Origin of the sequence: Micromonospora sp. NPDC005194, assembly GCF_040608335.1 — a bacterium.
Classification (GTDB): Bacteria; Actinomycetota; Actinomycetes; order Mycobacteriales; family Micromonosporaceae; genus Micromonospora.
The window spans coordinates 71,424-85,337 of sequence record NZ_JBEXIA010000021.1 but is presented as its reverse complement, the minus strand read 5'-3'; the positions used below and the strand labels follow the sequence as shown (position 1 = coordinate 85,337).

The following is a 13,914-nucleotide window of genomic DNA, read 5'->3' as shown; positions in this document are numbered from 1 at the left end:
CTACCAGGCGGGCGTAGACGCTGTCTACTGGTGGTGCGGGGGTTCAACGGATGCGGGCCAGGATGCGGTCGGCGGGGGCCGGCCGGCCGAAATGCCAGCCCTGGGCGGCGTCGCAGCCGATCGCCCGCAGCCGCTCGGCCTGCCCGGCGGTCTCCACCCCCTCGGCGGTCACCGTCAGGTCCAGCGCGTGTGCCAGCGACACCAGCGAGGCGAGGATCCGCTCGTCGGTACGCCCCACCGCCGGCGAGCGCAGGCCGGCCACGAACTCCCCGGCCACCTTCAGCTCGGTGACGGGCAGGTCCCGCAGGTACGCCAGGTTGCTGTAGCCGGTGCCGAAGTCGTCGATGGCGATGCGTACCCCGAGATCGGCCAGCACCCGCAGCGCGCGCACGGGCTCCTTGGCGCTGCTCATCATCGTGCTCTCGGTGATCTCCAACTGGAGTCGCTCGGGCGGCAGACCGGTCTGGCGCAGCAGCGCCCGGACCTCCTGCACCAGGCCGGGCCGGTGCACCTGCCGGACCGCCAGGTTGACGCTCACGAACGGCGCCTGGACGCCCTCCGCCGACCACGCCTCCGCCTCCCGGCACGCCTCGGCCAGCACCCACCCACCCAGTTGCACGATCAGGCCGGTCTCCTCGGCCAGCGCGATGAAGCTGTCCGGCCGCAGGACGCCCAGCTCCGGATGACGCCAGCGGACCAGCGCCTCCACGCCGAGCAGCCGGCCGTCGCGCAGCGAGGTCAGGGGTTGGTAGTCGAGGTAGAACTCGCCCCGCTCCAGCGCGGCCGGGATGGCCGCCGAGAGGGCGTAGCGGGCCAGCTCACGGCGGTTGCGCTCGGCGTCGTAGAGCGCCCAGCGCGCCCCGCCGGCCGACTTCGCCCAGTGCAGGGTGCTGTCGGCCGCCCGCATCAGGTCGCTGGGGGTGGCCCCGGCCACCTGCCGCTCGACGATGCCGATGCTCGCCGTGACCTGGAGTTCGTGCCCGTCGACCACCGCCGGTGTGCGGACCGCGGCCAGGGCGCTCTCGGCCACCTCCACCACGGCGTCGGTGCCGCTGGCGCCCTCCACCAGGATGACGAACTCGTCGCCGCCGAGGCGGGCCACCAGGTGTTCACCGAGGGCCTGGCGCAGCCGCTCGGCCACCGTGGTCAGCAGCCGGTCGCCCACCTGGTGCCCCAGGCTGTCGTTGACGACCTTGAAGCGGTCCAGGTCGAGGAAGCACACCCCCATGCGCTGGGCGCCCCGGCCCGGCTCGTTGAGCGCGGCGGTGAGTCGTTCGGTGAACAGCGTCCGGTTGGGCAGGCCGGTGAGCGGGTCGTGGGTGGCCTGGTGGCGGAACCGGGCCTCGCTGGCCCGCAGCGCCCGCTCGGCCTGCGTCCGGGCCATCATGGCGGCCCGGCGGATCGACTCCTGCTCGTCGAGCGTCCGGTCGCGCAGCGCGCGGGCGTAGCCGGTCGCCACGGCGGCCAGCAGCCGCGCCATCCGGTCCTCGACGTCCTCGGCCACCAGTCCCAGGTCCCGCACGAGCCGGAGCTGGATGACCTCGACCGTACGACCCAGCCCCTCCGCGGACGCGATGTGCGCGGCGACCAACTCGGCGCCGACCCGGTGCCCGGCCCGCAGGTCGAACGGCTCGGCGAGCAGCGCGCCGGCCAACTGCCCGGTGAGCCGGTGCAGCAGGGCCTCGAGCTGAGCCTGGGTCATCGGCAGGTAGCTCGTGCCGGAGACCGCCTTGGCCCACGCGCGGGCGAAGGTGCCCGGGCGGGTGGCCTTCCCGGGCGACTCAGTCACCGAGTCGTCCGACGCCGCCCATGAAGACCGCGCGCTCGGCGTCCTCCGCGCTCTCCGGGGTGTCCGGTCGCCACTGTGGCACCCAGACGACGCCCGGGTCGACCAGCTCGAACCCGTCGAAGAGCGCGGTCAGCTCGGCCCGGTTACGAATCCAGAGCGGGCTGTCGGTACGCCGGTAGACCCGCTCGGCCTCGGCGCGCTCGTCCTCGCTGCGCCCGTCGTCGCTGGCCTGCGACAGCACCAGGTAGCTGCCGGGCGCCAACGCGTCGCGCAGCGTCGCCAGCAGCTCCGCCGGACGGTCGTCGTCGGAGACGAAGTGCAGAACGGCCACGATCATCACGGCCACCGGCTGGCTCAGGTCGAGCAGCTTGCGGACGTCGGGGTGCGCCAGGATCCGCTCCGGGTGCCGCAGATCCTCCTGTACGACCACCGCGCGGTCGTTGCCAGCCAGGATCTCCCGGCTGTGCGCCACCGCGACCGGATCGACGTCCACATAGACCACCCGCGACTCCGGGTCGATGCGCTGGGCGATCTCGTGCACGTTGCCGACTGTGGGAATGCCCGAGCCGATGTCGAGGAACTGTCGGACGCCGGCCTCGGCGAGGTGGTGGACCGCTCGGCGCAGGAACGCCCGGTTGGCCTGCGCCATCAGCGGCGCCTCCGGGACGGCGGCCACCATCGCCTGCGCGGCGGCCCGGTCGGCGGCGAAGTTGTGCGATCCGCCGAGGTAGTAGTCGTACATCCGCGCGACGCTCGGGCGCTCGATGTCGATGGTGTCGGGTGCCCAGTCCGGCCGCTGCATGCGCTCAACCCCTTGAGTCCGCGACGCGGGCGTCGTCGCCCGCGCGGGTATTCTGCCCCCGACGTACCCGCCAGACCATAGCGTGCCGCCGAATTCCCGCCGACGTCGGTCGATACACGAAGGTCCGCGCCGGCGACGAGCCGGCACGGACCTTCGATCGCGGTGTCCCGCTCGACGAGCGGGCGCGGGTCAGAACTTCGGGGCGTCCGGCGCTTCGAGCAGGCCGAGCCGCAGCGCGGTCATCAGCGCCTGTGCCCGGTTGGCGGCGCCGAGCTTCTCGTAGAGCTTCGAGATGTGCGTCTTGGCGGTGGACTCGCTCACGAACAGCTGCTTCGCGATGCCCGCCACGCTCATCCCGTCGGCGAGCAGCCGCAGCACCTGCCCCTCCCGGGGGGAGAGCTGCGGGCCGGACGGGGCGAGCCGACGCTTCATCGCCTCGGCCAGGTCGGCGGCGGTGAACGCGCTGGGCGAGGAGGCGGCGTGCCGCGCGGCGGCCACCACCTCGTCGGCCGGGGCGGTCTTCGGCACGAAGGCGCTCGCGCCGGCCTCCAGGGCGCCGAAGAGCTGGTCGTCGCCCGCGTACATGGTCAGCACCACGATGCCCATCGACGCGCTGGACTTGCGCAGCGCGCGGGTGGCCTCCAGGCCGCTGCCGTCGGGCAGCCGCAGATCCATGATCACCACGTCCGGCTGCAGGGCGCCGGCCTGGCGTACCCCCTCAGCCGCGGTCGCGGCCTCGCCGACGACCTCGAACTGACGGTCGCGCTCGAAGGCGTGCCGCAGGCCCTTGCGAATCAGGTCATGATCGTCGACAAGGAGAACCTTGGTGCGGGTGGCCGGTGTCGGACTTGTGGTCATCCTCGGGTTACTCCCCTTCTGGTGCTGCGCTGTCGCGCACGTTGTCGCGCCGGGACGAGGTGCCGAGAACCACCGCCACGGTCGTGCCGCTGGGTTGCCGCGGCCTGATCTCCAACCGGCCCCGGATACGTTCCGCCCTCTCGGCCATGATCGCAAGACCGTACCGTCCGTCGGGGCGCTGGTCAGCCATCCCCTGACCGTCATCCGACACTTCAATTTGAGCGTACGGGGGGTCCACCTCACACGTGACCCAGAGATTCGAGGCTCCGGCGTGCTTGCGGGCGTTGGTCACCGCCTCCTGCGCGATGCGCAGCAACTCGGCCTCGGTGGCCGCCGGCAGGCGCGCGGTGGACTCGTCCAGCGACAGGTGCACCCGCAAGCCGCCCGAGGCGCCCACCGTCCGGGCGTACTCGGCGATCGCCGCGGCCAGGCCGCCCTGCCGGTCCACCTCGCTGCGCAGCTCGAACAGGCTCAGCCGCAGCTCGGTGATCACCCGGGTCACCTCGCCGCGCAGCGTACGCAGCGCCTCGGCGGTCTCGTCCGCGTCGTCGAAGACGGTGGCCAGGGCGTTGTCGATGCCGTAGCCGACCATCACCAGCTCCTGCGCCACCCCGTCGTGGATCTCCCGGGCCAGCCGCTGACGCTCCTCGTTGGTGGCCAGCGAACGGACCTCGTCGAACAGCAGAGCCGCCTCCAGCCGCAGCGCGGCCGGCTGGGTCAGCCCGGTGACCCGGGACACCACCGGCGGCGGGTACGCCTGCGCGACGTCCGCCTCCAGCACCACCAGCCCCACCGTGCGCACCCCGGCGACCAGCGGGACGATCAGCGCCGACACGTCCCCACCCCGGTGGGAGCGCGACTGCGAGCGGGCGGCCGTGGTGGCCTGCTGGCTGGCCCAGGCGTCGGCGATCGCCGAGTCCGCGTCCAGGGTCGTCTCCCAGTCCACCCGGTCCACCCCGGCCTGGGCGAGCACCACGAGCCGGCCCCCGCCGCTGGCCGACAGCACCGCGCCCCGGTCCGCCCGGGCCACCGTGCGCAGCTCCTCCAGCAGGTGCTCGGAGATGCCGCCCGGGTCCAGGGTCGCCCCCGGCAGTTGCCGGGCCACCGTCCGCAGCTGGGTCAACAGCCGGGTCGCCTCGGCGTACGGCTGGGGCTTGCCGTCGGCGCGGACGGCCATCACCCGGTGCAGGGTGCCGGCGGCGTAGAGCCCGAGCGCGGCGAGGATCAGCCACTGCGCGCAGACCGCGAGGTAGCCGACCTGGCCGAGTTGACGCCCGCCGTCGACCTGGGTCAAGGCGCCGCTGACCAGCAGCGTGCCGGCGGTCACCGCGAGCAGCGCCGCGCCCTCGCGGAAGCGGCGGCGCAGGGCGGTGACGGTCACCGGCACCGCCAGGTAGGGCAGTACCGCCGAGGCGCCGAGCCCGTCGACCGTGCCGCCGATCGACGCGACAGCGGCGACCTGGCTCGCGGCCAGCCCCAGCACCACCACCTCGGCCACCCGGCTCAGCGGCCCGATCAGCCGGTGCTGCGGGGCGAGCAGGGAGGGCGCTCCGGCGACCGCCAGCAGCGCGATCCACCACAGCTGGGTGACGTCGCGAGTGGCGAACAGGGTCAGGATCGCGACCAGCGCCAGCATCACCAGGCGGGCGGCCGCGGCGAGGGGATGCGGATGTGGTGGGGCGGATGCGGATGCGGGCACGTGACGGATGGTAGTCAGCTGCGGTAGATGTCGGCGATCTCCGCCGCGTACGTCTTGTGGACGACCTGTCGCTTGACCTTCAGCGACGGGGTCAGCTCACCGGTCGCCTCGGTGAAGTCGCGGGGCAGGATCCGGAAGACCTTGATCGCCTCGGCCTTCGACACGGACTGGTTCGCGGTGTCGATCGCGGACTGGACCTCGGCGCGCAGGCCCTCGTTCTCGCGCAGCTTCTCGACCGGGGTGTCCGGGGGCAGTCCGGCGCTCGCGAGGAACGTCGGCAACGCCTCCTCGTCGATGGTGACCAGCGCGCCGATGAACGGCTTCGCGTCCCCGACGACGACGCACTGGCTGATCAGCGGGTGGGCGCGGACCTGGTCCTCCAGCACCGCGGGGGCGACGTTCTTGCCGCCCGCGGTCACGATCAGCTCCTTCTTGCGGCCGGTGATGCTCAGGTAGCCGTCGGCGTCGAGCTGGCCCAGGTCGCCGGTGCGGAACCAGCCGTCGGCGCTGAGAGCCTCCGCGGTCGCCGCCTCGTTGTGCCAGTAGCCCTGGAAGACCAGGTCGCCGGAGATCAGGATCTCGCCGTCGTCCTCGATCCGGACGGTCACGCCGGGCAGCGGCCGGCCGACGGTGCCGATCCGGGTGCCGGTGGGCAGGTTCGCGGCGGCGGCGGGCGAGGTCTCGGTCAGCCCGTACCCCTCCAGGATCGTCACGCCGACGCCCCGGAAGAAGTGTCCGAGCCGGGGGCCCAGCGGCGCGCCGCCGGAGATGGCGTCGCGGCACCGCCCGCCGAGCGCGGCGCGCAGCTTGCGGTAGACGAGCCGGTCGAAGACCGCGTGCTGGGCGCGCAGCGCCAGGCCGGGCCCGCGCGGGGTCTCCAAAGCCTCGCTGTACGCGATGGCGACCTGCTCGGCGCGGGCGAAGATGCCGCCCTTGCCGTCGGCCTCGGCCTTCTGCTTCGCCGCGTTGTAGACCTTCTCGAACACCCGTGGCACGGAGAGCACGAAGGTGGGGCGGAACTCCTGCAGCTCGCCGACCAGGTTCTTGGTGTCGGCGCAGTGCGCCAGGGTGGCCCGGGCCTGCACCACGCCGATCTGGATGAGCCGGGCGAACGCGTGCGCCAGCGGCAGGAAGAGCAGGGTGGCCGCGCCAGCGTTGAACAGGTTCGGCAGCACCGGCACCGCGTTGGCGATGTCGGCGTACATGTTGCGGTGGGTGAGCACGCAACCCTTGGGGCGGCCGGTGGTGCCGCTGGTGTAGATGATCGTGGCCAGGTCGCTGGCCCGGACGGCCTTGCGGCGCTGCTCGACCTCGGCCAGCTCGACGGCGGCGCCGGCGGTGACCAGCTCGTCGACCCCGCCGCTGTCGATCTGCCAGAGGTGGACCAGCTCGGGCAGGCGGTCGCGGACGCCGGCGACCAGGTCGGCGTGCGCGTCGGTCTCCACCACGGCGGCGACCGCGCCGGAGTCGGCCAGGATCCAGGCGGCCTGCTCGGCGCTGGAGGTCTCGTAGATCGGCACGGTGACCGCGCCGACCGTCCAGATGGCGTAGTCGAGCAGCGTCCACTCGTAGCGGGTCCGGCTCATCAGCGCGACCCGGGCGCCCGGGGAGACGCCGGCGGCGATCAGCCCCCGGGCCACCGCCACCACCTCGTCGCGGAACGCCAGGCAGGTCACCTCGGCCCACGTCGTGCCGCTGCCGTCGGCCGAGCGGGTGGCGCGGGCGAACTGGACGGTGTCCGGCGCGGCCTCGGCGTTTTCCCAGACCGGATCGGTGAGGTTGGCCGCGTCGCCAACGGTGACGATCGGCGGAACGGAGAACTCGCGCACCTGCACTCCTTCGTGCTCGCACTGGCCGGCCGCTGCCCATCCACGGTCTTCGGCTCTGTCGAAACCTACCCGGCGGGGGCGGCGCGGCGTGCAGGCGGGACCCGCCGGGTAGCCTCCCCCCATGGCGGACTCCTCCACCCAGTCGATCATCATCGGCGCGTCACCGGACCGGGTGGCGGCGGTCATCTGCGACTTTCCGAGCTACCCGGAGTGGACCGAGGCGGTGCGCCACGCCGAGGTGATCGAGGAGTACGAGGACGGCTACGCCAGCCAGGTGCGGTTCGCCATCGACGCCGGGGTGATGGCCGACGAGTACGTGCTCGCCTACGAGTACGCCGAGGACCTGTCCCGCGTCGAATGGCACCTGCTCGCCCCCTCGAAGATGCAGAAGAGCCAGCGCGGCTCGTACGACCTGGTGGCGAACCCGGACGGGAGCACCACTGTGACGTACACGCTGGAGGTCGAGCTGTCGGTGGGGATGCTCGGCATGTTTCGGCGCAAGGCCGAGAAGATGATCATGGACACCGCGTTGAAGCAGCTCAAGCGCCGGGTAGAAGCACCCGGTGCGGCGCAGTGACGCGTCCGGCGGCAGGGTAGAGGAGCCGAGGGTGGGCGGAACGGATCCGGGTTCGGCCCGGGAAGAGGCGGAGCGACTGGTCGCCACCCTGCTCGCGGGGGCACGACTGGCCTCCGGCGGGTCGGTGGGCGGCGCGTTCGGCCCGCTGGGCGGGATGCTGGCCGGTGTCCTCGGTCACAGTGCCGCTGCGGGCGGCGGCGCCCACGGCGGTGGTGGTTTCGCCACCGGTTCGGCCGAATGCTGTGTCTGCCCGGTCTGTCGTGGCATCGCCGCGTTGCGTGACCCGAGTCCGGAATTCGCCGAACGCCTGGCCACCGGTGCCGGAGACCTCGCGGCCGGCGTGGCCAGCCTGCTCCGCGCGTTCGCGCCGCCGGAGCCACCCCCGGCGACCGCACCGCAGCCGTCCGCGCCGGCGCAGCCGACGTCCGCCGCGAGCAGCGACGACGAGGCCGCACCCTTCGCCCCGGCCGAGCGGTCCGCCGAGACCGACGACGAGCACGTGTGGCGCGATGCCACCCGCACCGGGCATGATTCTCAGCCGGCGCCGGAGCGGGATGTCTGGTCGGTCGCCACCCGGACGGCGGACCCACCCGCCCCGGCCACCGCAGCACCCGTCGACGACGCCGGGTCGGTGGTCGCGCCGGCGCCGACCAGCCGACCCGTGGTGCCCGCGTCGCGGGCGTCCGACGACACCGGCGCGGACGCGCCGGGCGGCGGCGCCTGAGCGCGGGACATCGCGATCCGGACCGGCGCGTCATCGGCGCGCGCGGACCGGACAGCACAGCAGAGGGGAGCGGCAGCGGTGACGCTGACCATCGGAGTCGACGTCGGTGGCACGAAGGTGGCCGGCGGTGTCGTGGACGACACCGGCACGGTTCTCGTGCAGAGCCGACGGGACACTCCCGCCGATGACGTCGCCAAGACCCGCGACGTCATCATCGAGCTGGTCGGCGAGCTGGCAGCCGGGCGGACGATCGAGGCCGTCGGGATCGGCGCGGCCGGCTGGATCGACGCCACCCGTTCGACAGTGCTCTTCGCTCCGAACCTGGCCTGGCGTGACGAGCCGCTGCGCGAGTACGTCAGCACCGCCGTCGGCCTGCCGGTGATCGTGGAGAACGACGCCAACGTGGCCGCCTGGGCCGAGTTCCGCTACGGCGCGGCCCGGGACGCCGACGACTCCATGATCATGTTCACCATCGGCACCGGCGTCGGCGGCGGCATCGTGCTCGGCGGCGAGCTGATGCGCGGCGCGCACGGCGTCGCCGCGGAGCTGGGCCACATGCTGGCCGTGCCGGACGGGCACCAGTGCGGCTGCGGGCGGCTGGGCTGCATCGAGCAGTACGCCAGCGGCAGCGCCCTGGTCCGCTTCGCCCGCGCGGGCGCCCGGCAGGAACCGCAGCGGGCCGCGGCCCTCCTGGACCTGGCCGGCGGCGAGGCCGAGGCGATCACCGGCCACATGGTGACCGCCGCCGCGCAGGGCGGCGACCCGGTCTCCGCCGAGGCGTTCGCGCAGATCGGCCGGTGGCTGGGCACCAGCCTCGCCGACATGGCGCAGATCCTCGACCCGCAGACCCTGGTCGTCGGCGGCGGCGTGATCGACGCCGGTGACCTGCTGCTCGGCCCGACGCGCCGCTCGTACCTCGACGCGCTCGCCCAGCGGGGGCGCCTGCCGGTGGCCGAGGTGCTCCCCGCCGAGCTGGGCAACAGCGCCGGGGTGATCGGTGCGGCCGACCTGGCCCGCCGGATCTGAGGCCCTCGGCGATGGGTGAGGCTGCCGGCGTACCGCTGCGCGTGGTGTCGTACAACATCCACGGCCAGCGCGACGACACCGCCGCGCTGGCGGCGGTGGTCCGGGCCGCGAGGCCGGACGTGGTGATCGTGCAGGAGGGCCCGCGCCGGTTCCGGTGGCGGCAGAAGTCCGCCACCCTGGCCGAGTCGTTCGGCCTGGTGGTGGCCGCCGGGGGTCTGCCCGCCCTGGGCAACCTGCTGCTGACCAGCCTGCGGGTGCAGGTGCGCGGCACCCGTTGCCAGCGCTTTCCGCTGACCCCGGGCCGACACCTGCGCGGCGCCGCGTACGCCGACTGCCGGGTCGGCGACGCCCGGTTCACCCTCGCCGGATCGCACCTGTCCACCGACCCGACCGAGCGGCCCGCGCAGGCCGCCGAGTTCCGGCGCGGGCTGGACGCGGCGAGCAGCCCGGTGGTGGCCGGGGCCGACCTGAACGAGGGTCCGGACGGGCCGGCGTGGACCACTGTGGCGCGTGGCCTGACCGACGCGGCGATCGCGGCCGACCGGGCGGACCGGCTCACCTACTCGTGCGCCGACCCGCGCCGCCGCATCGACGCGCTCTTCGTCGATCCCCGGATCAGCGTGGTCGACTACGACGTGGTGGACACCCCGCAGACCCGCCGGGCCAGCGACCACTTCCCGGTCCTCGTCGACCTGCTGCTGCCCACCGCCGGCTGACCCCCACCGGCCGGTACCCGCCGATCGGTCCGCGCCAGGGCTGGACATCCGGCTCCGATGTGGAGAGGATTTCGCGGCGACCGGCACCCGTGCCGCACAAAAGGAGATGTCCCGGTGTCCACCTCCACCGACCACGGCCGGCCCGACCCGGATGCGACCCCGTCCGCGCAGAGCCCCGACGGCCGTCCGCTCTCCGACCGGGGCGACACGGTCTGCGTCATCGGGGCCGGGGCCAGCGGCCTGACGGCCATCAAGAACCTGCGCGAGCACGGGTTCGGGGTGGACTGCTACGAACGGGAGACCGGCGTCGGCGGCGCCTGGAACTGGCGACACGACCGCAGCCCGGTGTACGCGAGCACCCATCTGCTGTCGTCGAAGCCGTTCACCCAGTTCCCCGACTTCCCGATGCCGGACTCGTGGCCGGACTACCCGCACCACAGCCAGCTCCTGGCGTACTTCGAACGGTACGCCGACCACTTCGACCTGCGGTCGCACGTCTGGTTCGGCACCGAGGTGATCCGGGTGGAGCCCGCCGAGGGGGACCGCTGGGACGTGACCACCCGCTCCACCGGCGGGTACGGGCCGGAGCGCACCTCCCGATACGCCGCCGTGGTGATCGCCAACGGGCACAACTGGTCGCCGAAACTGCCCCGCTACGAGGGGCTGGAGGAGTTCCGCGGCGAGATCATGCACGCGTCGTCCTACAAGGACCCGGCGCAGCTGCGCGGCAAGCGGGTGCTGGTGGTCGGCGCCGGCAACACCGGCTGTGACATCGCCGTCGAGGCCGCCCAGCAGGCGTCGCGGTGCTGGCACTCCACCCGGCGCGGCTACTGGTACGCCCCGAAGTACGTCCTCGGGCGCCCGGCCGACCAGGTCAACGACGCCCTGCTGGCGCTGCGGGTGCCGCTGCGGGTCCGCCAGTGGCTCTACCACTGGACGCTGCGCCTGACCGTCGGCGACCTGACCCGTTTCGGCCTGCCCAAGCCCGACCACCGGGTGTACGAGACGCACCCGATCGCCAACAGCCAGCTCGTCTACTACGTGGGCCACGGCGGGATCGGCCCGGTGCCCGACCTGGCCCGCTTCCGCCCGTACGCCGTGGAGCTGGCCGACGGCCGCGAGATCGACCCGGACCTGGTCATCTTCGCCACCGGCTACCTGCCGCGGTTCGAGTTCCTCGACGCGTCGGTGTTCGGCGACAGCGCCGGCACGGGCCGGCCCACGCTCTGGCTCAACGCCTTCACGCCGGGGCACCCCACGCTGGCGGTCGCCGGCCTCGTGCAACCGGACTCCGGGATGTTCACCCTGGCGCATTGGCAGACGGTGCTCTTCGCCCGGCTGTTGCGGGCCCGCCGGGACCGGCCCGAGCGGGCCGCGGCGTTCGCGCAGCGGGTGCGCGACCGGGCCGGGGAGCGCTACTCGGGGCAGGTCAAGGACAGCAGCCGGCACTGGTTCGAGGTCGGGCACGCCGACTACCTGCGCGCCGTCCAGCGCGCCCTGCACGACCTGGAGGCCAAGTGAGCGCGACGAGTGAGCTTGCGAGCCCCGCAGTCGCGAACGGAAGGCGAGTTCAGTGACCGAGCTGCGGATCATGCGGGGCCGGGAGTGGTCCCGGCCGGTCCGGCCGGCGCGACGCGAGGTGCTCAGCGCCGTTCCCGAGGTGGAAGAGGGGCGTCCTCCGCTGCTGTTCGTTCCCGGGTTCGGGCACGGCGCGTGGGCGTTCGCCGAGCACTGGCTCGGTCACGCCGCGTCGCGGGGCTTTCCGGCGTACGCGCTGAGCCTGCGGGGGCACGGCGGCAGCGAGCCGGCGCCGGAGGCGACGCTGCGCGCGTACGCCCACGATGTGGTCCAGGTGGCCGCGAGCCTGCCGCGCCAGGCGGTGCTGGTGGGGCACGGCGCCGGGGCGCTCGTGGTGGCGCACGCGTTGGCGCGCTACCCGGCGCGCGGCGCGGTGCTGGTGGCGCCGGTCTTCGGCGGCTGGGGGGTGCTCTCCGCGGCGGTGCGCCGCAACCCGGCCGGGACGCTGCCGGCGGTGTTCGGCGGGCCGCTGCGGCTCAGCCGCACGCAGTTGTTCAGCCGCGAGTTGCCCGACGAGGAGGCTCGGCGGTACGTGGCGCGGCTGGGTCGGGCCGGTCGGCGGGCGCAGTGGGCGCTGCTGGGCGAGCCGGAGGCCGAGCCGGCCGTGGGCACGCCGCCGGTCCTGGTGCTGGGCAGCCCGGACGACCGGGTGGTGCCGGCGTCGACGTTGACGCGGATCGCCCGCCGGTACGGTTCGGCTCCGCTGCTCTTTCCGGGCATGGGGCACGATCTGATGCTCGACGCGCGCTGGGCCGAGCCGATCGACGCGATTCTGGACTGGCTGGAGAAGGAGCCCGCCTCGCGGTGAGCGGTCGCGCCGGTCAGCCGCCGGCGTGCTGCGTCGCGGAGGTGGCCCGGGTCGCCGGGCGCGGCACCAGGGGGGCGCCGTCGGCGCTGGTGAGGCGGCCGACCAGAGCGCCGTGCTCGTCCAGCGCGCTCAGGTAGGAGCGCGCCCAGGCCCGGATGTCGTGCTGGTGCAGGTGGGCGCGCATGGCCCGCATGCGTTCGGTGACGTCGGCGGGGCTGGCGCGCAGCGCCGTTTGCAGCGCCTGCTTGAGCCCCTCCAGGTCGTGCGGGTTCACCAGGTACGCCTGGGACAGCTCGGCGGCCGTGCCGGCGAACTCGCTGAGCAGCAGCGCGCCCGTGTCGTCCACCCGGGCGGCGACGTACTCCTTGGCGACCAGGTTCATCCCGTCGCGCAGCGGGGTCACCGCCATCACGTCGGCGACCCGGTAGAGCGCGGCCAGCTCGGCCCGGTCGAACGGCTGGGTGAGGTAGTGGATGGCGGGCTCACCGACCCGGCCGAACTCGCCGTTGATCCGGCCCACCTCGCGCTCGATCCGTTCGCGCAGGATCTGGTACTGCCCGACACGTTCCCGGCTCGGCATGGCGACCTGCACCAGCACCGTGTCGCGGACCTTGACGTCGCCGCTGGCGAGCAGCTCGCTGTACGCCTTGAGGCGCTGCTCGATGCCCTTGGTGTAGTCCATCCGGTCGACGCTGAGGATGACCTGGCGGGGGTCGCCGAGATCCTGGCGCAGGCGGCGGGCCCGCGCGGCAACGTCGGGGCGGGCGGCGAGGGCGGCCATCTCGGCCGTGTCGATGGACACCGGGAAGGCGCCGATGCGCACCACCCGGTCGTCGATCCCGATCCGGCGGTCGGTGGCCGGCAGCTCCAGCACCCGGGTGACCAGTTGGGCGAAGTTGTGCGCCGCCTGGGCGCGCTGGAAGCCGACCAGGTCGGCGCCGAGCATGCCGCGCAGCAGTTCGGCCCGACGGGGCAACTGCATGAACAGCTCCGGTGGCGGGAACGGCACGTGCAGGAAGAACCCGATGCGCAGGTCGGGGCGGAGCGCGCGCAGTTGCCCGGGAACGAGCTGCAGGTGGTAGTCCTGCACCCAGACCACGCCGCCCGGCTCGGCCACCTCGGCGGTCGCCTCGGCGAAGCGCTGGTTGACCCGCTGGTACGCCTCCCACCAGCGACGGTGGTGCTCGGGTTGCTCGACGGCGTCGTGGTAGAGCGGCCAGAGGGTGGCGTTGGAGAAACCCTCGTAGTGGTCGCGCAGATCCTCCTGGCTGAGGGCGACGGTGTGCATGTGGACGCCGTCCACGTCCGGCAGGGCGGGCGCGGCCCCGGTGCCTCCGGCCCAGCCGACCCAGGTCGCCGGGGTGTGCCGGAGCAGGGGGTGCAGCGCGCTGACCAGCCCACCCGGGCTGCGGCGCCACTCGCAGGCGCCGTCGGGCGCTTGGCTGTCGTCGATGGGGAGGCGGTTGGCCACCACCACGAGGGAACTCTGTCGCATCTCGGGCATTCCG

General features: G+C 73.7%; 12 protein-coding genes. 6 read left to right on the top strand and 6 right to left on the bottom strand.

All coding sequences use genetic code 11. The features are described 5' to 3' along the window. Positions 1-43: 43 nt before the first annotated feature. The 5 genes from ABZU53_RS19190 to ABZU53_RS19170 form a co-directional block, all read right to left on the bottom strand. On the bottom strand, positions 44-1,702 hold the full coding sequence (locus tag ABZU53_RS19190) for an EAL domain-containing protein (protein ID WP_354858261.1): 1,659 nt from the start codon (positions 1,700-1,702) through the stop codon (positions 44-46). 79 nt (positions 1,703-1,781) lie between these two features. Next, positions 1,782-2,591, bottom strand: coding sequence for an SAM-dependent methyltransferase (locus ABZU53_RS19185; protein WP_354858194.1), 810 nt, complete (start codon positions 2,589-2,591; stop codon positions 1,782-1,784). A gap of 189 nt (positions 2,592-2,780) precedes the next feature. Next, positions 2,781-3,449, bottom strand: a complete 669-nt coding sequence (locus tag ABZU53_RS19180) for a response regulator transcription factor (protein WP_007072219.1) — start codon at positions 3,447-3,449, stop codon at positions 2,781-2,783. A 7-nt stretch (positions 3,450-3,456) separates the two neighbouring features. After that, positions 3,457-5,148, bottom strand: a complete 1,692-nt coding sequence (locus ABZU53_RS19175; protein ID WP_354858196.1) for a GAF domain-containing sensor histidine kinase — start codon at positions 5,146-5,148, stop codon at positions 3,457-3,459. Positions 5,149-5,162: 14 nt separating this feature from the next. Further along, complete coding sequence (locus tag ABZU53_RS19170) at positions 5,163-6,977, bottom strand: long-chain fatty acid--CoA ligase (RefSeq protein WP_355066902.1); 1,815 nt, start codon at positions 6,975-6,977, stop codon at positions 5,163-5,165. A gap of 121 nt (positions 6,978-7,098) precedes the next feature. Here ABZU53_RS19170 and ABZU53_RS19165 point away from each other — a divergent pair, with 121 nt between their 5' ends. The 6 genes from ABZU53_RS19165 to ABZU53_RS19140 all read left to right on the top strand — a co-directional run bounded on the left by ABZU53_RS19165 (position 7,099) and on the right by ABZU53_RS19140 (position 12,406). Continuing rightward, entirely contained in the window at positions 7,099-7,554 is a 456-nt protein-coding gene (locus tag ABZU53_RS19165) for an SRPBCC family protein (RefSeq protein ID WP_354858200.1), read from the top strand. Between the two features lie 31 nt (positions 7,555-7,585). Next, positions 7,586-8,278, top strand: coding sequence for a hypothetical protein (locus ABZU53_RS19160; RefSeq protein WP_354858202.1), 693 nt, complete (start codon positions 7,586-7,588; stop codon positions 8,276-8,278). Positions 8,279-8,356: 78 nt separating this feature from the next. After that, positions 8,357-9,304, top strand: a complete 948-nt coding sequence (locus ABZU53_RS19155; protein ID WP_355066901.1) for an ROK family glucokinase — start codon at positions 8,357-8,359, stop codon at positions 9,302-9,304. 11 nt (positions 9,305-9,315) lie between these two features. Continuing rightward, entirely contained in the window at positions 9,316-10,020 is a 705-nt protein-coding gene (locus tag ABZU53_RS19150; protein WP_355066900.1) for an endonuclease/exonuclease/phosphatase family protein, read from the top strand. A gap of 114 nt (positions 10,021-10,134) precedes the next feature. Beyond that, entirely contained in the window at positions 10,135-11,541 is a 1,407-nt protein-coding gene (locus ABZU53_RS19145; protein WP_355066899.1) for an NAD(P)-binding domain-containing protein, read from the top strand. 70 nt (positions 11,542-11,611) lie between these two features. Next, positions 11,612-12,406, top strand: a complete 795-nt coding sequence (locus ABZU53_RS19140) for an alpha/beta fold hydrolase (protein WP_354858263.1) — start codon at positions 11,612-11,614, stop codon at positions 12,404-12,406. A 13-nt stretch (positions 12,407-12,419) separates the two neighbouring features. On the opposite strand, the gene ABZU53_RS19135 is transcribed toward ABZU53_RS19140, so the two are convergent. Continuing rightward, positions 12,420-13,901, bottom strand: coding sequence for a trehalose-6-phosphate synthase (locus ABZU53_RS19135; RefSeq protein ID WP_354858210.1), 1,482 nt, complete (start codon positions 13,899-13,901; stop codon positions 12,420-12,422). Between the last annotated feature and the right edge of the window lie 13 nt (positions 13,902-13,914).

What these genes read in the sequence shown, in the direction of transcription:
- ABZU53_RS19180 (WP_007072219.1), bottom strand. Translation starts at nt 3,449, where the DNA reads ATGACCACAAGTCCGACACCGGCCACCCGCACCAAGGTTCTCCTTGTC.
- ABZU53_RS19165 (WP_354858200.1), top strand. Translation starts at nt 7,099, where the DNA reads ATGGCGGACTCCTCCACCCAGTCGATCATCATCGGCGCGTCACCGGAC.
- ABZU53_RS19135 (WP_354858210.1), bottom strand. Translation starts at nt 13,901, where the DNA reads ATGCGACAGAGTTCCCTCGTGGTGGTGGCCAACCGCCTCCCCATCGAC.
- ABZU53_RS19140 (WP_354858263.1), top strand. Translation starts at nt 11,612, where the DNA reads ATGCGGGGCCGGGAGTGGTCCCGGCCGGTCCGGCCGGCGCGACGCGAG.
- ABZU53_RS19150 (WP_355066900.1), top strand. Translation starts at nt 9,316, where the DNA reads ATGGGTGAGGCTGCCGGCGTACCGCTGCGCGTGGTGTCGTACAACATC.
- ABZU53_RS19185 (WP_354858194.1), bottom strand. Translation starts at nt 2,591, where the DNA reads ATGCAGCGGCCGGACTGGGCACCCGACACCATCGACATCGAGCGCCCG.
- ABZU53_RS19190 (WP_354858261.1), bottom strand. Translation starts at nt 1,702, where the DNA reads ATGACCCAGGCTCAGCTCGAGGCCCTGCTGCACCGGCTCACCGGGCAG.